This is a genomic window from Cellulomonas sp. P4_H4 (assembly GCF_056400865.1).
Genome location: NZ_JBFUKL010000006.1, coordinates 94,233 through 112,925, shown reverse-complemented (window position 1 = coordinate 112,925; position 18,693 = coordinate 94,233). Strand labels below are relative to the sequence as shown.

18 protein-coding genes are annotated in these 18,693 nt (G+C 70.8%); 15 read left to right on the top strand and 3 right to left on the bottom strand.

The genetic code is table 11. The annotated features are described in order from the left end of the window. The first annotated feature begins 120 nt into the window (after positions 1 to 120). Positions 121 to 1,794, top strand: coding sequence for a M15 family metallopeptidase (locus tag AC1DPN_RS16755; protein WP_477085907.1), 1,674 nt, complete (start codon positions 121 to 123; stop codon positions 1,792 to 1,794). A gap of 69 nt (positions 1,795 to 1,863) precedes the next feature. Here the strand turns inward: AC1DPN_RS16755 and AC1DPN_RS16750 are convergent, their stop codons facing one another. After that, positions 1,864 to 2,784 (bottom strand): aldose 1-epimerase family protein, encoded by a 921-nt coding sequence (locus AC1DPN_RS16750; RefSeq protein ID WP_477085906.1) that lies wholly within the window; start codon positions 2,782 to 2,784, stop codon positions 1,864 to 1,866. A 166-nt stretch (positions 2,785 to 2,950) separates the two neighbouring features. On the opposite strand from AC1DPN_RS16750, the gene AC1DPN_RS16745 reads away from it, so the two are divergent. The 9 genes from AC1DPN_RS16745 to AC1DPN_RS16705 all read left to right on the top strand — a co-directional run bounded on the left by AC1DPN_RS16745 (position 2,951) and on the right by AC1DPN_RS16705 (position 9,418). After that, on the top strand, positions 2,951 to 4,225 hold the full coding sequence (locus AC1DPN_RS16745) for a CpaF family protein (protein ID WP_477085905.1): 1,275 nt from the start codon (positions 2,951 to 2,953) through the stop codon (positions 4,223 to 4,225). Continuing rightward, entirely contained in the window at positions 4,225 to 5,088 is an 864-nt protein-coding gene (locus AC1DPN_RS16740; RefSeq protein WP_477085904.1) for a type II secretion system F family protein, read from the top strand. The genes AC1DPN_RS16745 and AC1DPN_RS16740 overlap by 1 nt, the downstream gene beginning before the upstream one ends. After that, positions 5,085 to 6,017 (top strand): type II secretion system F family protein, encoded by a 933-nt coding sequence (locus AC1DPN_RS16735; RefSeq protein ID WP_477085903.1) that lies wholly within the window; start codon positions 5,085 to 5,087, stop codon positions 6,015 to 6,017. The genes AC1DPN_RS16740 and AC1DPN_RS16735 overlap by 4 nt, the downstream gene beginning before the upstream one ends. 57 nt (positions 6,018 to 6,074) lie before the next feature. After that, on the top strand, positions 6,075 to 6,299 hold the full coding sequence (locus AC1DPN_RS16730) for a hypothetical protein (protein ID WP_477085902.1): 225 nt from the start codon (positions 6,075 to 6,077) through the stop codon (positions 6,297 to 6,299). Next, positions 6,296 to 6,670, top strand: coding sequence for a TadE/TadG family type IV pilus assembly protein (locus AC1DPN_RS16725; protein ID WP_477086003.1), 375 nt, complete (start codon positions 6,296 to 6,298; stop codon positions 6,668 to 6,670). The genes AC1DPN_RS16730 and AC1DPN_RS16725 overlap by 4 nt, the downstream gene beginning before the upstream one ends. Further along, entirely contained in the window at positions 6,667 to 7,116 is a 450-nt protein-coding gene (locus AC1DPN_RS16720; RefSeq protein WP_477085901.1) for a pilus assembly protein, read from the top strand. The genes AC1DPN_RS16725 and AC1DPN_RS16720 overlap by 4 nt, the downstream gene beginning before the upstream one ends. Beyond that, positions 7,113 to 7,571, top strand: coding sequence for a pilus assembly protein TadG-related protein (locus tag AC1DPN_RS16715; protein ID WP_477085900.1), 459 nt, complete (start codon positions 7,113 to 7,115; stop codon positions 7,569 to 7,571). Before AC1DPN_RS16720 ends, AC1DPN_RS16715 begins: the two co-directional genes overlap by 4 nt. A 375-nt stretch (positions 7,572 to 7,946) precedes the next feature. After that, entirely contained in the window at positions 7,947 to 9,023 is a 1,077-nt protein-coding gene (locus tag AC1DPN_RS16710; RefSeq protein ID WP_477085899.1) for a hypothetical protein, read from the top strand. A gap of 206 nt (positions 9,024 to 9,229) precedes the next feature. Beyond that, positions 9,230 to 9,418: a hypothetical protein gene (locus tag AC1DPN_RS16705; RefSeq protein WP_477085898.1), complete on the top strand. Its 189-nt coding sequence runs from the start codon at positions 9,230 to 9,232 to the stop codon at positions 9,416 to 9,418. Between the two features lie 495 nt (positions 9,419 to 9,913). Here the strand turns inward: AC1DPN_RS16705 and AC1DPN_RS16700 are convergent, their stop codons facing one another. Together AC1DPN_RS16700 and AC1DPN_RS16695 are read right to left on the bottom strand one after the other, a co-directional pair. Next, positions 9,914 to 10,585 (bottom strand): hypothetical protein, encoded by a 672-nt coding sequence (locus AC1DPN_RS16700; protein WP_477085897.1) that lies wholly within the window; start codon positions 10,583 to 10,585, stop codon positions 9,914 to 9,916. A 617-nt stretch (positions 10,586 to 11,202) separates the two neighbouring features. Then, positions 11,203 to 12,174, bottom strand: a complete 972-nt coding sequence (locus tag AC1DPN_RS16695) for an alpha/beta hydrolase (protein WP_477085896.1) — start codon at positions 12,172 to 12,174, stop codon at positions 11,203 to 11,205. Between the two features lie 278 nt (positions 12,175 to 12,452). Between AC1DPN_RS16695 and prfB the strand changes: the two genes are divergently transcribed. From prfB to AC1DPN_RS16670, 5 genes are all read left to right on the top strand, one after another. Beyond that, positions 12,453 to 13,568, top strand: coding sequence for a peptide chain release factor 2 (gene prfB, locus AC1DPN_RS16690; RefSeq protein ID WP_477085895.1), 1,116 nt, complete (start codon positions 12,453 to 12,455; stop codon positions 13,566 to 13,568). 295 nt (positions 13,569 to 13,863) lie between these two features. Further along, the gene (locus AC1DPN_RS16685; RefSeq protein ID WP_477085894.1) at positions 13,864 to 14,973 is read left to right on the top strand and encodes a sugar ABC transporter substrate-binding protein; all 1,110 of its coding nucleotides are present in this window, start codon (positions 13,864 to 13,866) and stop codon (positions 14,971 to 14,973) included. Positions 14,974 to 15,146: 173 nt separating this feature from the next. Beyond that, positions 15,147 to 15,992: an ATP-binding cassette domain-containing protein gene (locus tag AC1DPN_RS16680; protein ID WP_477085893.1), complete on the top strand. Its 846-nt coding sequence runs from the start codon at positions 15,147 to 15,149 to the stop codon at positions 15,990 to 15,992. Then, positions 15,989 to 17,266 carry a sugar ABC transporter permease gene (locus AC1DPN_RS16675; RefSeq protein WP_477085892.1) on the top strand — a complete coding sequence of 426 codons (1,278 nt, stop codon included), beginning with the start codon at positions 15,989 to 15,991 and terminating at the stop codon, positions 17,264 to 17,266. The genes AC1DPN_RS16680 and AC1DPN_RS16675 overlap by 4 nt, the downstream gene beginning before the upstream one ends. A gap of 31 nt (positions 17,267 to 17,297) precedes the next feature. Then, on the top strand, positions 17,298 to 18,575 hold the full coding sequence (locus AC1DPN_RS16670; protein ID WP_477085891.1) for an ROK family protein: 1,278 nt from the start codon (positions 17,298 to 17,300) through the stop codon (positions 18,573 to 18,575). Positions 18,576 to 18,693 lie beyond the last annotated feature (118 nt).

Here is an 18,693-nt window from a genome sequence, read left to right as displayed (position 1 = left end):
TGGACGCCCGTCCAGGGACTTGGAAGCCTCGCCTTCACCCGTTATGGTTTCGTGACCGCAAGAGTCCCGGGGTGTCTCCCGCGCGACGGTTCAGCAACGCACGGATGGACGGGAGGTGTCGTGGGATCGCACAGCGCCGAGCCGTCCGCCACCCCGCAGACGCGTCGCCGCATGCGTGAGGTCGAGCGCAGCACGGATCCCACCCCGGAGATCAGCGGTTCCGTTCGAGCCGCCACGAGCGAACCGGTCTCGCGGTACGTGTCACGTCCGACCGCCGAGCCAGCTGTCGCCACCCCGGTCCGGCCGATGGTCGTGCAGCCGTCCGTCGCCCCGCGGACTCCCGCCTCGACGGACGCTCGTCCGGAGTCGACGCCGCCCGGTCACTCGACTCCGGCCGATCCCACGACGAGGCCGACCGGTCGCAGGGCTGCCCGCGCCGCGACGTCCTCCGCGCCGGCACCGTCCGTCGAAGCCCGTCCCGTTGCCGTACCCGCGAAGCAGCCCGTCGACGACGGATCGACCCCGTCGCGTCGGGCAGCGCGCCAGGCGCCGACCGCTGAAGCCTCGTCGTCGCCCGTGCGCCGCGTGCGGCCGCGAGCGCAGTCCACCGTCGCGATCCCGGTTCTGCCGGACCACGTCTCGCCGTCCGCCACCGCGCCGGTCCTCGAGCCGGCGCCACGCCCGACCAGCGTCCTCGTGCGGGCGTCGCCGGCTGCAGCACCCGCCGAGCCCGCGGCCGTGCGGCCCGTGCCGGCGTGGACGGCCGCGGCCCCGGCACCCGGGATCGCCGCTGAGGTACCCGCGGCCGCCGCTTCGGCCGTCCACTCCGCGCCCGTCATCGAGCACGAACCCGAGCTGGTCGTCGAGCCCGTCACGGCCGTCGCCCCGGAGGCGGTCCCGCACCAGCCCGCCCGGGCGATCCGGACGGCACGCGCAAGCGAGTCGACGGCGACGATCTCGGCGCCCGAGGCGAAGCCGTGGGAGCTCGCGGACACCGGCGAGGTCGCCCTGACACCCCGCCCGGAGAGCGCGTCGCACGACAACGTCCCGCACGGAACGTCTCGCAAGCGAGCCGGGCGTTCCACCCGGCTCGTCGCACGTCTGGGCGTGCTCGGGGTGCTCGCCGCCGTCACCGTCGCGGTCCCCGTGACGCAGGGCATCGTCCCCGACTCGGTCGCGTTCGGCTCCGACGCTCTCGCGGACTCCACGCTCCCGAGCACGGTCACGGCGCTCGCCGGGTCGGACCTGTCCGCGCTGCCGCCGGCCTCCCTGGTCTCGGCCGACGGATCGCGCGCCGCACGCGAGGTCGCCAGCGCCAGCCGCAGCGACGCCCGCTCGGCCCTGCCGGGGTGCGAGGGCACGGTGCAGAGCGCGGGCCTGAACGGCCAGCTCACGGCCGCGAACCTGTGCACCCTCTGGGACAACCACACGCAGCTGCGGATCGACGCAGCTCAGTCGCTCGCCGAGTTCAGCCAGGCGTTCGCGGCCCAGTTCGGCGCCGACCTCTGCCTGAGCTCGGGCTACCGCACGCTCGCGCAGCAGCGCGTGCTCAAGGCGACCAAGGGTGGGCTCGCAGCGGCGCCCGGCAAGAGCAACCACGGCTGGGGTCTCGCCGTCGACCTGTGCAGCGACCAGACCTCCGGCGCGAAGTGGACCTGGCTCAACGAGAACGGTCCGGCCTACGGATGGGTCAACCCGGAGTGGGCCAAGCCGGGCGGCAGCGGTCCCCACGAGAAGTGGCACTGGGAGTTCATCAAGGGCGTCATGGCCGACGGCGAGTACTACGACGGCTGACCGGGCCGGACGAGCACGTGCTCGTCGACCCGACGGCCCGCCGTTGCAGCGGGCCGCCGAGCCTCGTCGTCAGACGAGCTGAAGACCCCACACGAGCTCGCGGCTCTCGCCCGGCTCCAGCCGGATCAGGTCGTCGCCGGTGCGGAACGCGTCCGCGATGCAGGTCATGGGCTCGACGGCGACACCGCGGCGCTTGATCGCCTCGACGAAGTCGCCCGTGCACACCTGCCAGGCCCGGAAGCTCTCGTCCGCCCACATCGCGGCGGTGCGTCCGTCGGTGCCCCCGAACCGCACCCACGTGAGGCCGTCCTCGTCGCGGGTCGGCTGGACCCACGCGTCGTCGAGCGCGATCCCGCGCAACGGCGTCACGGTGCGCAGGTCGAACGGGCCGACGAGGGCCTCGTTGCCGGTGGGCAGCAGCCGCGTGTCGACGGTGACGTGCCGTGCCGCGTCGACCTGCAGCGTCGTGTCGTCGACGATCCCGTCGCCGGGCGAGAGCCACGGGTGGAAGCCGAGACCGAACGGCGCGGTCGTCGTCCCGAGGTTGGTCACGTCGGTCTGCACCCGAAGGCCCGTCGCGCTCAGGCTGTAGGTGAGGCGCAGGCGGACCGGCCACGGGTAGCCGTGCGTGGGCACGACGACGTGCTCGAGCGTGACGGAGTCCGTGCTCTCGTCGACCGTGCTGAACGTCGCGTGCGCGACGAGGCCGTGCAGAGCGGTCTGGCGGTCGTGCTCGTTCAGCGGCACGTCGTAGTTGGCGCCCTCGAACCGGAAGGCGCCGTCGCGCAGGCGGTTGGGCCAGGGGGCGAGCACCGTGCCGGAGAACGCGGGGGCCATCTGGTCCTCGCCGTAGGGCAGGACGACGTCGCGCCCGCCGACGGAGTACTGACGCAGGCTGGCACCGACTGCGGCGACGGTGGCGCGCTGGTCGCCGAGCTCCAGGACGTGCTGACGTCCGGTCGGCAAGGGGGTAGGGAGTGTCGAAGTCACCGGACCACGCTAGTGCCCGCGCCGATGTTCGTGGGACGGTCCGTGCTCGACAGGGTGAACCGGTGCCCGTGCGAGGTCCACCGACGGGTGAACGGGCTCGGTCTGTGGACAACGGGCTGCAGATACGTGCCCCATCGCCTATCGTTCCGCGGACACGGATTCGGACATGTCGGACGAATCGCGCATCGTGATGACGAGCTGGGGGGCTGCGCCGTTGGACAGTGTGGCGATCCTGGAGTCCGAGGTCCGGGAGCTGATCCGTCGGCGGGGGATGGACCCCGTGCGGGACCGGCCGGGAGTCGTGGCGCTCGTCGCGGACGTGATCGCGGACTACGACGAGCGGTCGGTGGTCGGCGCCGTCCCACCGCTGATCGACCACGCCGAGGCGCACAAGGCCGTGCTCGACGCGGTCGCCGGCCTGGGTCCGCTGCAGCGGTACCTCGACGACCCCGAGGTCGAGGAGATCTGGATCAACGCGCCGACGCAGGTGTTCGTCGCCCGGCGCGGTGAGCCCGAGCTGACGACCACGATCCTCACGGACGGGCAGGTGCGGGACCTCGTCGAGCAGATGCTCAAGATCTCGGGCCGGCGGCTGGACCTCAGCAGTCCGTTCGTCGACGCCTCGCTGCCCGGTGGCGAGCGGCTTCACGCGGTGATCCCCGACGTCACGCGCCGGCACTGGTCCGTGAACATCCGCAAGTACGTGGTGCGCGCGACGAACCTGGACGACCTGGTCGGTCTGGGGTCGATCACGCCGCACGCCGCGGCGTTCCTGCACGCGGCGGTCCGGGCTGGTCTGAACGTGCTGGTCTCTGGCGCGACTCAGGCGGGAAAGACGACGATGTTGAACGCGCTCGCCGGGGCCATTCCCGCGCGCGAGCGGATCATCACCTGCGAAGAGGTCTTCGAGCTGCAGCTCGTCGCGCGTGACTGGGTGGCCATGCAGTGCCGGCAACCGAGCCTCGAGGGCACCGGCGAGATCCCGCTGCGCAGGCTGGTCAAGGAGGCGCTGCGCATGCGGCCGAGCCGGCTGCTGGTCGGCGAGGTGCGCGAGGCCGAGGCGCTCGACCTGCTGATCGCTCTGAACGCGGGCGTTCCCGCGATGTGCACGATCCACGCGAACACCGCTCGCGAGGCGTTGACCAAGCTCTGCACGCTCCCGTTGCTCGCGGGCGAGAACATCTCCGACCGGTTCGTCGTCCCGACGGTCGCCTCCGCGGTCGACCTGGTGGTGCACTTGGGCGTGGACGTGACCGGACGCCGGCACGTACGCGAGATCGTCGCTGTCCCCGGGCGCGTCGAGCAGGGGATCGTGGAGACGGCGGACGTCTTCGTCGCGCGTGAGGGGCACCTGGTCCGCGCCGACGGGTTCCCGCCTCATGCCGAGCGCTTCGCGCGCACCGGAACCGACCTCGCGGCTCTGCTGCGCGTGCGCGGCTGATGGGCGTCGTCGTCGGGCTCCTGCTGGGCGCCGGGGTCGCGTGCGTCTGGTGGTCGTTCTGGGTGCGGCCGTCGGCGCCCGAGGTGCGCACGCGCGACGGGTGGCACGCCCGGACGCAGGACATGCTCGTGCAGGCCGGGGTCACCGGCGCCACGCCGGGCGGGCTCGTGGCGGCGTGCGTGGTGGTGTCACTGCTCGTCCTCGTCCTAGCGCTGGCGTTCACGCGCACGCCGTCGATCGCCGTGTGCTTCGCGGCGTTCGCCGCAGCCGGCCCGTGGGCGCTCGTCCGGGGCCGGGCTCGTCGGCGCGTCACGCGGCTGCGTCAACTCTGGCCCGAGGTGGTCGACCACCTGGGTTCGGGCATCCGTGCGGGCCTCGCGCTGCCTGAGGCCGTCGCGCAGATCGGGGAGCGTGGGCCGGTCGAGCTGCGCCCGGCGTTCACGGCGTTCGCCGAGGACTACCGCGCGACCGGGCGGTTCGGCGACTGCCTCGACGCGCTCAAGTCACGTCTCGCCGACCCCGTCGCGGACCGGATCGTCGAGGCGTTGCGGCTGACCCGCGACGTCGGAGGTACCGATCTCGGGCGTCTCCTGCGCACGCTCGCGAGCTTCCTGCGCGACGACGTCCGGACGCGCGGCGAGCTGGAGGCGCGGCAGAGCTGGACCGTCAATGCGGCCCGGCTCGCGGTCGCCGCACCGTGGATCGTGCTCGCGCTCCTGTCCACGCGCCCCGAGGCGGCCGCCGCCTACAACACCCCGGCGGGCTTCGTCGTGCTGGTGGGCGGCGGGGTGTGCACCGTCGTCGCCTACCTGCTCATGCTCCGGATCGCCCGGCTCCCCGACGATCCTCGGGTGCTGCGATGAGCCCGGTGCTGCAGGGCGCGCTGATCGGGCTTCTGGGCGGCCTCGGGCTCCTTCTCGTGGTGGCGCGGCTGCGTGCACGGCGCGTCAGCCTCGATCAACGGCTCGCGCCGTACCTCCGGCCGCAGCGGACCTCGTCAGGCCTCCTGCGCTCACCGACAGTCCGAGGCCCGTTCGCGACGATCGAGCGGCTCGTCTCACCTCTGATGTCCGACGCCGTCCGCCTGGTCACCCGGCTCGGGTCGCCCACCTCCGAGCTGCGTCGACGCCTCGTGCGCGCCGGCCGAGCCGAGACCGTGGAGCAGTTCCGCGCCGGACAGGTGGTGTGGGGTGTGCTGTCGCTCGCCGCGGGCCTCGCGCTGGCCCTCCTGATCGCCGCGACGCGTGGCGCCAGCCCGATCGCGCTGGCCCTGCTCGTCGGCCTGTGCGGAGTTGCCGGGGTGCTGGTGCGTGACTGGTTGCTGTCACGCGAGATCACGAAGCGCGAGTCGCGGATGCTGGCCGAGCTGCCGACCGTCGCGGAGCTGCTGGCGCTCGCGGTCGGCGCCGGCGAGGGGGCGATCGGCGCGCTCGAGCGAGTCGTCCGCAGCGCGCACGGGGAACTCACCGGGGAGCTCGCCCAGACGCTCGCGGACGCCCGCGCCGGGATGCCGCTCACGGGTGCTCTCGACGGGCTCGCGGACCGCACCGGGCTCTCCGCGCTCGCACGGTTCGCGGAAGGTGTCGCGGTTGCGGTCGAGCGGGGCACGCCGCTGGCGGACGTGCTTCGCGCACAGGCGCAGGACGTGCGTGAGGAAGGGCGCCGCGAGCTCATGGAGACGGGTGGGCGCAAGGAGGTCGCGATGATGGTTCCGGTGGTGTTTCTCATCTTGCCCATCACCGTCGTCTTCGCCGTCTTCCCGAGCATGGTGGTGCTGCGGGTCGGCCTGTGAGCCGTCCGCACGAGGACAACCGCGACGAGCGGATCGAGTACGACGAGAGGACGACGGATGAGCACCAACGCAGGGGGCGGCTCGGGCGCCTGGCGTCATCGCCTGGTCGGGGCCGTGCTGCAACGGGTCGAGGGTACCGACCGGGAGCGCGGCGACGTGCCCGGCTGGGTGCTCGTCACGCTGATGACGGCGGGTCTGGTCACGGCGCTCTGGCTGGTCGCCGGGCCGGCTCTGAGGGACGTCTTCACCGACGCGATCAAGGGTGTCAAGGGCACACCCTGACGGGGCAGAAGGGGTCAGCGATCGTCGACTTCACCCTGATCGGTGCGCTGGTCACGGTGCTGTTCGTCGGAGTGCTGCAGCTGACGATCGTGCTGCATGTGCGCAACACGCTGATCGACTCCGCGTCCGAGGGTGCCCGCTACGCCGCACTCCTCGGGCATCAGCCCGGGGACGGCGCGGCACGGACGCGGCTGTTGATCGGGCAGTCGCTGTCCGACGGCTACGCCCAGGACGTGAGTGCGCGGACGACCCGCATCGACGGGCTCGACATGATCGAGGTCGAGGTCGTCGCGCCCTTGCCGCTGCTGGGTCTGCTGGGGCCGGCAGGCTCGCTGACGGTGCACGGGCACGCGCTGGTGGAGGCACCATGAGGCGGTTCCGCGACCTCGGCGACGACAGTGGCAACGCGATCGTCGAGTTCCTCGGCCTCGCGCTCGTGCTCCTGGTGCCGCTGATCTACCTGGTCCTCGTGCTCGGACGGCTGGAGGCGGCGACCTTCGCCGCCGAGGGTGCGGCGCGCGAGGCAGCGCGAACGTACGTCGTGGCGGACACGTCGGCGGAGGGCTCTGCGCGGGCGGTGGCGGCTGCGGGAATCGCGCTACGTGACCAGGGCTTCGACGACGACCCGGTGGACGCGCTGACGTTGAGCTGCTCGTCGATGCCCTGCCTGGAGCCGGGCAGCGACGTGGCTGCGCGCGTGGACCTGCGGGTTCCGCTGCCGTTCGTCCCGGGGTTCGTGCGCGACGTCGTGCCGTTGGAGGTCCCGGTGAGCGCGGAGCGCGTGGCGCCGGTCGACGCGTACCGGGTGCACGGATGAGGGCCCGGCTGGACGCGCCCCGGGACGAAGGGCAGATCATGCTCCTGACGCTCGGGTTCGTGGTCGTCGCGTTGCTCCTGATCACGGTCGTCGGGTCGGCAGCGGGCATGCACCTCGAGCGCAAGCGGTTGCTCGCGCTCGCGGACGTCCTGGCCTTGGAGGGGGCCGATGCCGTCGGCGACGACCGCTACTACGCGCGGGGCTCCGGCCAGGAGCAGGGTCTGCCGCTCACGGATGAGGCGGTCCAGCGGGGGATCGCGGAGTACCTGCGTGACAACCCGGACGCTGCGGCGGGGTGGGACCAGTTCACGGTGCTGTCGGCGACGACGCCCGACGGTCGCTCGGCCGAGGTGCGTCTGGGGGCCGTGACCCATCCCGTGCTGATCAGCTGGGTGCTCGCACCATGGCAGGACGGGATCGCGCTCGAGGCGGAGTCGACGGCCCGCGGCTCGTAGACGAACGCCGTCCGCCTGGTCACCCGGCTCGTGTCGCGGACGCCCGCGCCGGGATGCCGTTCACGGGTACGACCGCAACAACGCTGACCGACACCCTGCCGCGCAAGGCCGGGCCGGCCAGACCGCGCAGATCAGGACAATGCGCCCGACCTGCGCAGACGCCGGCCGATGGGCCTCCGCGACCCCCATTCCGGTCATCCCGGACACACCGCCGGAGTGCGGCGTGCAGTTTGACGGGTTCGCCCGCAGTGCACAAGGGCCAAACGAGTGAACGGCGTCGATGTGCCTCAACGTTCTAGGACCGTGTACCGATGACTGATGCGGAACCACATCGGGGCACGAGCTCCGACCCTTCATCGAAAACAAGGATGCTTCGTGAACCGCAGACTTACCGCGTGCGCTACTGCCCTGGCCGTTGCCGGCCTCTCCCTCGTCGGCGTCGCCGCCGCGAACGCCGACACGGTCCCCTCCTTCGCCCCGTACGACGAGGAGAACCCCAACCCGCTGCCGGCCATCGACGGCCTGGTGTTCTTCAAGAACGCTGACCTCGGCTGGGTCGTGAGCACCCCGATCGCCGACGTCGCCGACATCGACTACACGGTCGAGTCGAGCCGGCACTCCGACATCACGCAGACGGCCTACGCCCCGTCGTTCCAGCTCGTGATGAACCGCGTGGCGCCCGGGACGACCAGCAAGTACGCGCGTCTCGTGTGGGAGCCGTACATGCAGAACAGCGGCCTCGACCCCGAGAAGGGCGAGTACACCAACCTGCAGGACGGCCTGTGGTGGACGAGCAAGATCGCCAACCCCGCGCCGGGCTCGCAGAGCTCCCCGCAGCCGCTCTCGTTCTTCGGCGACGGCGCCGGCGCCGGCTGGAGCAACGTCGTGGTCGGTGCGATCGACGTCCACCAGGGCAGCACGTCTGACGTCGCGAGCCTCGTCACCAAGGTGTCCTTCAACGGCCACGACGTCGCGCTCGGCACCCCCGACGCCACGCCGTTCGACCAGGCCGACATCGACGGCGCCACGGCGCCGCTCACCGACGCGAACGCGGCCCTGACCGCTAAGGTCGAGGCTCTGACCGCTCAGGTCGCGACGCTCAATGCGTACAAGAGCACGCACTCCCACACGGACGCCGCCTTCGCGGCGACCGCGGACCAGGTGCTCGCGTTCAAGGCGAGCTTGATGCCCTGGATTTCAGGTACCACCAAGGTCGGCTCGCTGGTCTCGGTCTCCGGCACCAAGTACGCCGCCGTGACCTACCACTACCAGTGGTTCGTTGGCAGCAAGAAGGTTGCAGGCGCCACCAAGTCCACGTACCTGCTCCCGAAGTCGGCGGTGGGTCAGTCTGTCTCCGTCGTGAGCACGCGGTCGTACACGGACTCGAAGGGCGTGGTCCACTCGGTCGAGCGGACCGTCAAGGCCGTCGCGTCGGTGAAGGTCGCCGGGTGATCGACTGATCTCCCCGCGTGACTCCGGTCGCGCAGAACGACGGTCCGGGTGCTTCGGCACCCGGGCCGTCGTGCGTGGTTGCACCGACAACGCGACGCCTGATCAGGGGACCGCCCGGCCTGTCTGACGCGCGATCTGCACAACGCCCGCCCAGGGCCGCAGGGGAAGCCGCCCGGAGCGCGCCCCGCCGTTGGTGGGTTGAGCCCGTGCTGCGACGCCTGGGGTTCATCGGCCCGCCCGGAGCCGAAGATGGCCTGACGACGGTCGAGCAGCGCGTCGACGCGTGGGCCAACCGCCGGCTCGTCGACGCCCCCTCCGGCGGCCCGCGCGCGGTGCTCGCCGCGTTCGTCGTCTTCGCGCTCAAGCAGGGCTGGGCGTGCTGTTCATCGGGTTGATGCTCGGTGCGCTCCTCGCCGCCCGGCTCTGGTACCCCGACGAAGCGTCCTCGGCGCGCAACGAAGGGCTGCTCGCGCTCGCGGACGGCCTGGCGTTGGAGGGAGCGGACGCGGTCGGCGACGACCGGTACTACGCGCGGGGCTCCGACCAGGAGCAGGGTCTGCCGCTCACGGATGCGGCGGTCCAGCGGGGGATCGAGCAGTTCCTGCGTGACAACTCGACGCCGCTGCGGGGTGGGACCAGCTCACGGTGCTGTCGGCGACGACGCCCGACGGACGCTCGGCCGAGGTGCACCTGGGCACCGGGACTATCCCGTGCTGATCAGCTGGGTGCGCGCACCGTGGCAGGGCGGGATCGCGCTCGAGGCGGAGTCGACGGCCCGAGGGAGCTGACGCGACGGGGTTTGTTGGGCGCACCTGGTCCGCATACCTGCGCCTGCTGTACGGCAGCACGTGCGAGCGCGGACGCCGACGCCGCGCATCACGATCCCGTCGTCAGCCCCCGTTCGGACGACAATCCACGCTCATGGAGGCCACCTCGCCGAGGAACTCGTCCGTGAAGGTCGCACTGGGGACAAGTGTTTGCGAGCAGTAGGCGAAGAGATGCTCCACCCAGTTGTCCATGAGGTCGAATACATCCAGGCCGGGCGCCGGCTGCTGGCCGCCGTACGGATCATCCAGACAAGTCCAGATCGCACCGTCGGCGGTGTTCTCGGTCAGGATGCCGCCCAGCTCGGTGCAGGCCTCTTCCAGCGTTGGCACCGTATCGATCGTGAACAGTGCGGTAGCGGTCGCAGTGCCCCCATCGGTCAACGTGAACCTGACGGCGAACACGTGGACACCGTCGGGGAGACCGCTAAGGCTCAGTGCGTACGACGTGAGCTTCTTCGTCGACTCGGTCGCTCTGCCACAGGGAATGGTGACGGTTTCCAGGGTGCACATGACCGACGGGCGCACCTGCTTCAGCGCACGGTTGACCGAATAGTTGATGGTCACCGAGTCGTCCACCGGCTCGCTGGCCGTTGCCGTGGCCACCGGCGCGCGGCTGAACGCGGGGGGTGCCGCATTCGCAGGACCGCCGAATCCGACAATCGCCACAGTGAGGGCCGCGACTGCGCCCCACACCGACATCTTCGACGTTCGTTCTGCTGGTCGCATGGTGCGCACCAATCACCCGTCACTAGTGATCGGCGCGAGGCCCCTAAAGCCCTCGGAACGCTTCACCGCAATCCGATCTGCTCGGACGCTACACCCCACCCCGGCCACCCGACAGGCCCGGATCCCTGGCCGAAAGGGACGATGCGCCGCGCGGAATTGAGTGTCTGGAGCACTACCGAGCGTCATCGCAACCGTCGCCACGGGGAAACTGCGGACGATGGCCGGCGAGCTTTGCACGCACGCTCGCTTAACCCCACAGCCAGCCGCCAGGGTCGCTGCCCCACGCTCTGGCATTCACGCCCGCGAATTCCCTTCGTGCGTTACGCCATGCCTACATCGCATCGCGGGGAGACGTGCCCCGGCGCTGCCACTCGAGCACGCGTAGCTCCGGGGGAACGCGTCCATGTCGATCCGACGCCGCCTCATGGCCGTCCCTCGGAGTACAGGGGTACGGCGGGCTGCGCAGTTGACGCGTCGGGAACTGGGCGGCATACCTGCGTGGCGCCAGACCAACAGTGACTGCCTGGGTACGACGATTGCCTGGTACGACGACGACCGCCTCGCGATGAGCGGCGACCCGATGCGTCACCCGGACGGGCCGACCAGTTCCGACCGGTGGGACCGGGTCAGCCGATCCGGCGGCGCAGAAACGCCGTCATCCGATCGAACGACTCGGCGCCCGCATCGGTGTCGAGTGCGAACTGGTACTCGTGGCCGAGACCCCGCCCGCGCTCGAAGAAGAGCGCGTCGACCTCGACGCCGGCGTCGGTGAGGTGGGCGACGAGCGACGACGAGTGCGGCAGCAGCGGGTCGGCGTCGCCCGCCGAGACGAAGACGGGAGGGAAGTCTGCGGTGAGGTGGTCGACGAGCGAGAAGTGCTCGGCGCCCGGCAACCGGTCCCAGTGCCGCGTGCCCAGGTAGGCGCGCAGGACGGTGGCGATGAACCAGTCGCCGGTGCGCGACGAGCCCCTTGTGAGCGACAGGTCGTACGCACCGCAGAACAGGACCGTGCCGACGACGGGTCCGATGGTCGGTTTGACCCCGACCGCCCGCGCATACGCGGGATCGGCCAGGATGTTCGCGGTCTGAGCGGCGATCTGCGCGCCCGCCGAGTCGCCCGCCAGGACCACCCGGGACAGGTCGATACCGAGCGAGCCGGCATGCTCCGCGAGGTGTCCGAGAGCCGCCATGACCTGACGCACGGGCGTCGGGTACGTGGCCTCGGGAGCACGCGTGTAGTCGACGCCGACGACCGTGTACCCCAGCGAGGCGAGGGTCGTCAGGTACCCCACCAGCTCGTCCTTGCTCCCGGCGACGAACCCGCCGCCGTGCACCCAGACGACGGTCGGCAGGTCCCCGGTCGCAGCCGTCGGCCGGTAGACGTCGAGCCTGGCGTCCCGGTCGCCAGGCGCGTACATGATGTCGGCAGTGCGCGTGACGGTCGACGGAGCCCGTTCACGCAGCCTGGCGTCAGTCTCGCGGCCGCCCTTGGTGAACGCCGCCCGGATCACCAGGGCCGAGGGCCACGGGCTGCGCAGCGCCGCGACGATCGCGCCGACCCCGACGACTGCACCGATCGCCCACCGCCGTCGCGTCACGTCGGCCATTCTGCACGGCTCGTCAGAGGGAACCGCCGCTGACTGGGTCGGGTACCGGCCATTGCCGCGAGCGTCGCCGCCACCTGAGAAACGGGCCCGGAGACTGTCTCCCCAGGCCCGCTTCTCTGGTCGCACTGAGCTAGCCGGTGAAGCGGGGCAGTGACTGAGGTCCGGGTGAGCGCTCGTCCGTACGCGTGGAAGTCGTCGACGACCGCGACGGCGCCCCGGCTGCAGTGGGCGGCTCGACGCCCGGTGCCGCTCCGGTAGCCTGGACGGTTGTGGCCACCACCGACTTCAGCACTGCGATCCACGACCTGCGCACCACGCTCGGCACGATCGAGGCGGTGAGCGACCCGACGGCGCTCCAGGCGAAGGTCGAGACGCTCTCGGAGCAGGCGTCGGCGCCGGACCTGTGGGACGACCCGGACGCGGCGCAGAAGATCACCAGCGCGCTGTCGGCCACGCAGGCCGAGCTGGACCGCATGAGCAAGCTGAGCGGCCGGATCGACGACCTCGAGACGCTGGTCGAGATGGCCGCGGAGGAGAACGACGAGGACACGCTCGCCGAAGCCGAGGCGGACCTGCTCAAGATCAAGAAGGACCTCGGTGAGCTCGAGGTCCGCACGCTGCTGTCGGGGGAGTACGACCAGCGCGAGGCCGTCGTCACCATCCGCTCGGGCGCAGGTGGCGTGGACGCCGCCGACTTCGCCGAGATGCTGCTGCGGATGTACCTGCGCTGGGCGGAGCGGCACGGCTACCCGACGACGGTGCTCGACACCTCCTACGCGGAGGAGGCAGGCCTGAAGTCGGCGACCTTCGAGGTCAAGGTGCCGTACGCGTTCGGGAACCTGTCGGTCGAGGCCGGCACGCACCGCCTGGTCCGCATCTCGCCGTTCGACAACCAGGGCCGACGCCAGACGAGCTTCGCGGCCGTCGAGGTGATCCCGCTGATCGAGTCGAACGACTCCATCGACATCCCCGAGTCCGAGATCAAGGTCGACGTGTTCCGCTCGTCGGGCCCGGGCGGCCAGTCCGTCAACACGACCGACTCCGCGGTGCGCATGACACACATCCCGACGGGCATCGTCGTCTCGATGCAGAACGAGAAGTCGCAGATCCAGAACCGCGCGGCCGCGCTGCGCGTCCTGCAGTCCCGGCTGCTCCTCGTGAAGAAGGCCGAGCAGGACGCCAAGAAGAAGGAGCTCGCCGGCGACGTGAAGGCCAGCTGGGGCGACCAGATGCGCTCGTACGTCCTGCAGCCGTACCAGATGGTCAAGGACCTCCGTACGGAGCACGAGGTGGGCAACCCGGCGGCCGTCTTCGACGGCGACATCGACGACTTCATCGAGGCCGGCATCCGCTGGCGCCGGTCCGCGGAGAAGTCCGCGTCCTGATCTGCCGAGCTCGGTCGCCGCACCGTCGGAGACCGGGAACGGCACGGAACGAGTGCGAGCCCGAATTGTTGTGGGCTCGCACATTTTCCGTCACGGCCGCACAGAACAACCCGTTCGGGCGACCTGTATAGGGCCTAAGGTCACGGTTTGACCACGAATACAGCCGCTGACCTTGTCCTTCGCGGCGCCGGGCTCATATGTTGTGGCCCGCAACATAGTCCGAGCGCCCGTAAGCGCCGGGTGGAGACGAGCGCAACGAGGCGTCGTCACGAAAGGGAGCACAATGCGACGGAGCATGATCCTGGCGTCGGCGGCCGTGATGGCCACCGGACTCCTGCTGGCCGGTTGTGGCAGCAGCGACACGCCCAGCAGCGATGACACGGCGAGCAGCAGCGACAACGCAGCACCCAAGGCGAAGGTCGGCGTGATCCTCCCGGACACCAAGTCCTCCGCCCGGTGGGAGACCGCTGACGCGAAGTACCTGGCGGAGGCCTTCGAGGCCGCCGGCGTGGACTACGACATCCAGAACGCCCAGGGTGACAAGCAGGCGTTCCAGACGATCGCGGACGGCATGATCACGAGCGGCGTCAACGTCCTCATGATCGTCAACCTGGACTCCGGGTCGGGCAAGGCTGTGCTGCAGAAGGCGCAGGCCCAGGGCATCGCCACGATCGACTACGACCGGCTCACGCTGGGCGGGGGCGCGGACTACTACGTCTCGTTCGACAACACCAAGGTCGGCGAGCTCCAGGGTGAGGGCCTCGAGAAGTGCCTCACCGACGCCGGCAAGACGACGGCGAACATCGCGTACCTGAACGGCTCGCCGACCGACAACAACGCCACGCTGTTCAAGGCGGGCGCCGAGAAGGCGCTCAAGGCGAAGGAGGACAGCGGCGACTACACGCGCGTCGCTGACCAGGCCGTTCCGGACTGGGACAACCAGCAGGCCGGCACGATCTTCGAGCAGATGTACACCGAGGCCGGCGGCAAGATCGACGGCGTCCTCGCCGCCAACGACGGTCTCGGCAACGCCGCGATCGCCATCCTGAAGAAGAACGGCGTGAACGGCGTCGTTCCCGTGACCGGTCAGGACGCGACGGACCAGGGCCTGCAGAACATCCTTGCGGGCGACCAGTGCATGACCGTCTACAAGGCCGTCAAGAAGGAGGCGGACGCCGCCGCGGCGCTCGCCATCGCAGCCGCCAACGGCGACGACACCGGCAGCCTGGCGACGGGCGAGGTCGAGGACACCGACACGAAGAAGAAGGTTGCGGCGGTCCTGCTGGACCCGCAGGCGATCTACTTCGACAACGTCAAGGACGTCATCGCCGACGGGTACACCACCAAGGAGAACGTCTGCACCGCCGACTACGCCGCCAAGTGCGCCGAGGCCGGCATCTCCTGATCACGACACCGGGGTGGCCGCAGCACTGGCCACCCCGGTTCCAGGCGGGGCCGGTCCGCGAGAGCGACCGGCCCCGGCCTGGTGCCTGGCGCACGAACGCGCTCGCCCCACGAGCGTGAACGCACAGACCCGCAGTGACGCGGGGTGAACCGAGTGACACGACGAGGTGGACGATGACCCAAGCAGCGCATGCCGCACCCGACCTGGCCCCGCCCCCGACCCTCGAGGTGCGCGGAGGCCGCAAGAACTTCGGCGCGGTGCACGCGCTGCGCGGCGTCGACCTGATCGCCCGGGCCGGTGAGGTGACGGCGCTCGTCGGCGACAACGGCGCCGGCAAGTCGACGATGATCAAGGGCATCGCGGGGATCTTCCCGTTCGACGCCGGCGAGGTCTTCTTCGAGGGCAACCTCACGCACATCGCGTCCCCGGCCGACTCGAACGACCTGGGAATCGAGGTCGTCTACCAGGACCTCGCGCTGTGCGACAACCTGGACATCGTCCACAACATGTTCCTGGGCCGGGAGCTCAAGAAGGGCTTCCGCCTGGACGAGTCGGCCATGGAGACGCGGGCCGCCGAGGTGCTCGCCTCGCTGTCCGTGCGCACCGTGCGGTCGATCCGTCAGCACGTCGCCAGCCTGTCGGGCGGCCAGCGTCAGACGGTCGCCATCGCGCGCGCCGTCCTGTGGAACTCCAAGCTGGTCATCCTCGACGAGCCGACCGCAGCCCTGGGCGTCGCCCAAACCGAGCAGGTCCTGCAGCTCGTCCGCCGCCTGGCCGACGCCGGCCTCGCGGTCGTGCTGGTCTCGCACAACATGAACGACGTCTTCGAGGTCGCGGACTCCATCAACGTCCTCTACCTGGGCCAGACGGCCGCGCAGGTCCGCACCAAGGACGTCACCCGCAGCGAGGTCATCGAGCTGATCACGAGCGGTTCGGCCCCGAACGGGTCCGCCCCAGGGATCGCCCCCGCGCCCGCCACCACCACCACCGACGCATCGAACGGGAGCACCCCCGCATGAGCACGCCCACCGCTTCCCGCAACGACGCGCCCCCGTCGCTCCTGGCCGGTTCGGTCGAGCAGCCGACGTTCAGCGAGGCCGTCAACAACTACGTCAGCAGGGTCCGCGGCGGCGACATGGGGTCGCTCCCGGCCGTCCTGGCGCTGCTCGTCCTGCTCGCGATCTTCGTGATCATGAAGCCTGAGACGTTCCCGTCGACGCTGAACATCGCCAACCTGTTCCAGCAGGGCGCGGTCGTCGCGACGATCGGCATGGGGCTCGTGTTCGTCCTGCTGCTCGGCGAGATCGACCTGTCGGCCGGCTTCACGTCGGGCGTCTGCGGAGCCGTCCTGGCCACCGCGCTCATCTCGTACGGGTGGCCCTGGTACGCCGCACTGGGCGGCGCACTGGTCGCCGGCCTGGTGATCGGTCTGATCAACGGCATCCTCGTGGCCCGGATCGGCATCCCGTCGTTCATCGCGACGCTGGCGGCGTTCCTCGCGCTGCAGGGCGTCGTGCTCCTCATCATCGGGAGTGGCGGCAACATCTCGATCAACGACCCGGTGATCCTCGCGATCCAGAACAAGAACGTCCCGCCGCTGCTCGGCTGGGCGATCGGGATCCTGGCCGTCGTCGCGTACGGCGTGTCAAGCCTTCGCACGTGGCAGCTGCGCCGCAAGCGTGGCCTGCTCGCCGTGCCCATCGGGGTGATCGCCATCAAGATCGGCGCGCTCGCCGTGCTCGTCCTCGGCATGGTCGCGATCCTCAACCAGGAGCGCAGCCTGAACCCGCTGCGGACGTCCATCATCGGCGTCCCGATCGTGGTCCCTGTGATCGTCACGCTCGCACTCGTGCTCGGGTTCGTGCTCACGCGGACGGCGTTCGGACGGCACATCTATGCGGTCGGCGGCAACGCCGAGGCGACCCGCCGGGCCGGTATCAAGGTGGCCAGCGTCCGCATGGCGTGCTTCATGATCTGCTCGTCGATGGCGGCTGTGGCAGGCGTGTTCGCAGCGTCGCGGGCCACGTCCGTCGACCCGAACGCAGGCGGCTCGAACGTGCTGCTGTACGCGGTCGGTGCGGCGGTCATCGGCGGTACGTCGCTGTTCGGTGGTCGCGGTCGGATCATCGACGCCCTCATCGGTGCCGCGGTGATCGCCGTGATCGACAACGGGATGGCACTGCTGGGTTACTCGTCCGGCGTCAAGTACGTTGTCACCGGCGCCGTGCTGGCAGCCGCTGCGGCAGTCGACGCGATCTCTCGGCGACGGGCGCGGTCCACCGGCCGCGGTTAGTCCATCGGCTCGACCATCGAGGGAGGCGCACGTGCGTCTGGGTGCTGGTCCGCCGGTCCGTCGTGCGGACGCGTCGGCACAGGACGACGTCCGGCGCGCCAACCTCTCGGCGATCCTGCGGCTGCTGCACTTCGACGGGCCCGCCACACGGTCCGACCTCGTCGCCAGCACCGGCTTCAACCGCTCGACCGTCGGGTCGCTCACCTCCGAGCTCGTCAAGCTCGGGCTCGTCCGTGAGCGACCCGGCGTCGTGCGTGGCAAGGGCCGCCCGTCCAACGTGGTCGAGCCGGTCAGCACCAGCGCGCACGTCCTGGCGTTCGACGTCACCCCGTCCACGGTCGGAGCCGCGCGGGTGGGTCTCGGCGGCTACATGCTCCAGGTGCGGCGCCGGCTGCACAGCACGTCACCGCACGACGTGCCCGGGGTCGTGGCCCTGATCGCCACCCTCGTCTCGGAGATGCAGGCCCGTGCGACGCCCGGGTCCGTGTGCCTGGGCATCGTCGTGTCGGTGCCCGGAAGCGTGCGCCAGCCCGACGGGCTCGTGCGGCGCTCACCTCCGCTCGGCTGGTACGAGGTGCACCTGGCCGACCTGCTGCGCGAGGCCATCGGCGACGACTACCCGATCGCCGTAGGCAACGACGGCGACCTCGGAGTCGTCGGCGAGTACCTGCGGGGTTCGGCGCGTGGCGAGCTCGACGTCCTCTACGTCCGCGGCGAGGTCGGCGTCGGCGGCGGGGTCGTGGTCGACGGGGAGCTCCTCAAGGGCTCCGGTGGGTACGCCGGCGAGGTCGGGCACCTGCTGGTCAAGCCCGGCGGCCGGGTCTGCTCGTGCGGCGCCCGCGGGTGCTGGGAGGCCGAGATCGGCGACGCCGCGATCATCCGGGCGGTCGGGCGTGACCCTCGGGAGTCGGACATCGAGGACGTCATCAGCGACGTCGCCGTCGGCAACAGGCGCGCGATCGCCGGGGTCCGCAAGACGGGGGAGTGGGTGGGCCTCGGCCTGGCCAGCCTGGTGAACCTGTTCAACCCGCGGGTCGTCGTGCTGGGTGGGACGCTCGGCGCGCTCTTCCCGACGATGGAGGCGACGCTCGTCCAGGCGTACGCCCGCACGCTCGGTCCCAACCGGGAGCAGGCGAGGCTGGTGCGCTCCGAGCTCGCGTCGGACGCGCAGCTCGTGGGGGCGGCGGAGGTCGCGTTCGCGGACGTCCTGGAGGATCCCGCAGGCACCCTGGAGGCGCGACGCGAGCAGCTCGACCCGCGGCCCGTGGAGCTCGGCGAGGTGCACCGGATCCGGGCCCACGGCAGCTGACCGACGGGACACTTGGGGCATACCGCCCACCGGCCCCGGTTCTCACAGGCAACGGTCGGCGTGTCACCACCGGGTAGCACCCGGGTGCCTGCCTACCCTCGACAAGGCCAGCGCTGTA

Excerpts from the sequence above, each read along its gene's own strand:
- AC1DPN_RS16745 (WP_477085905.1), top strand. The coding sequence starts at position 2,951 with ATGTCGGACGAATCGCGCATCGTGATGACGAGCTGGGGGGCTGCGCCG.
- AC1DPN_RS16740 (WP_477085904.1), top strand. The coding sequence starts at position 4,225 with ATGGGCGTCGTCGTCGGGCTCCTGCTGGGCGCCGGGGTCGCGTGCGTC.
- AC1DPN_RS16735 (WP_477085903.1), top strand. The coding sequence starts at position 5,085 with ATGAGCCCGGTGCTGCAGGGCGCGCTGATCGGGCTTCTGGGCGGCCTC.
- AC1DPN_RS16730 (WP_477085902.1), top strand. The coding sequence starts at position 6,075 with ATGAGCACCAACGCAGGGGGCGGCTCGGGCGCCTGGCGTCATCGCCTG.
- AC1DPN_RS16720 (WP_477085901.1), top strand. The coding sequence starts at position 6,667 with ATGAGGCGGTTCCGCGACCTCGGCGACGACAGTGGCAACGCGATCGTC.
- AC1DPN_RS16715 (WP_477085900.1), top strand. The coding sequence starts at position 7,113 with ATGAGGGCCCGGCTGGACGCGCCCCGGGACGAAGGGCAGATCATGCTC.
- AC1DPN_RS16685 (WP_477085894.1), top strand. The coding sequence starts at position 13,864 with ATGATCCTGGCGTCGGCGGCCGTGATGGCCACCGGACTCCTGCTGGCC.
- AC1DPN_RS16680 (WP_477085893.1), top strand. The coding sequence starts at position 15,147 with ATGACCCAAGCAGCGCATGCCGCACCCGACCTGGCCCCGCCCCCGACC.
- AC1DPN_RS16675 (WP_477085892.1), top strand. The coding sequence starts at position 15,989 with ATGAGCACGCCCACCGCTTCCCGCAACGACGCGCCCCCGTCGCTCCTG.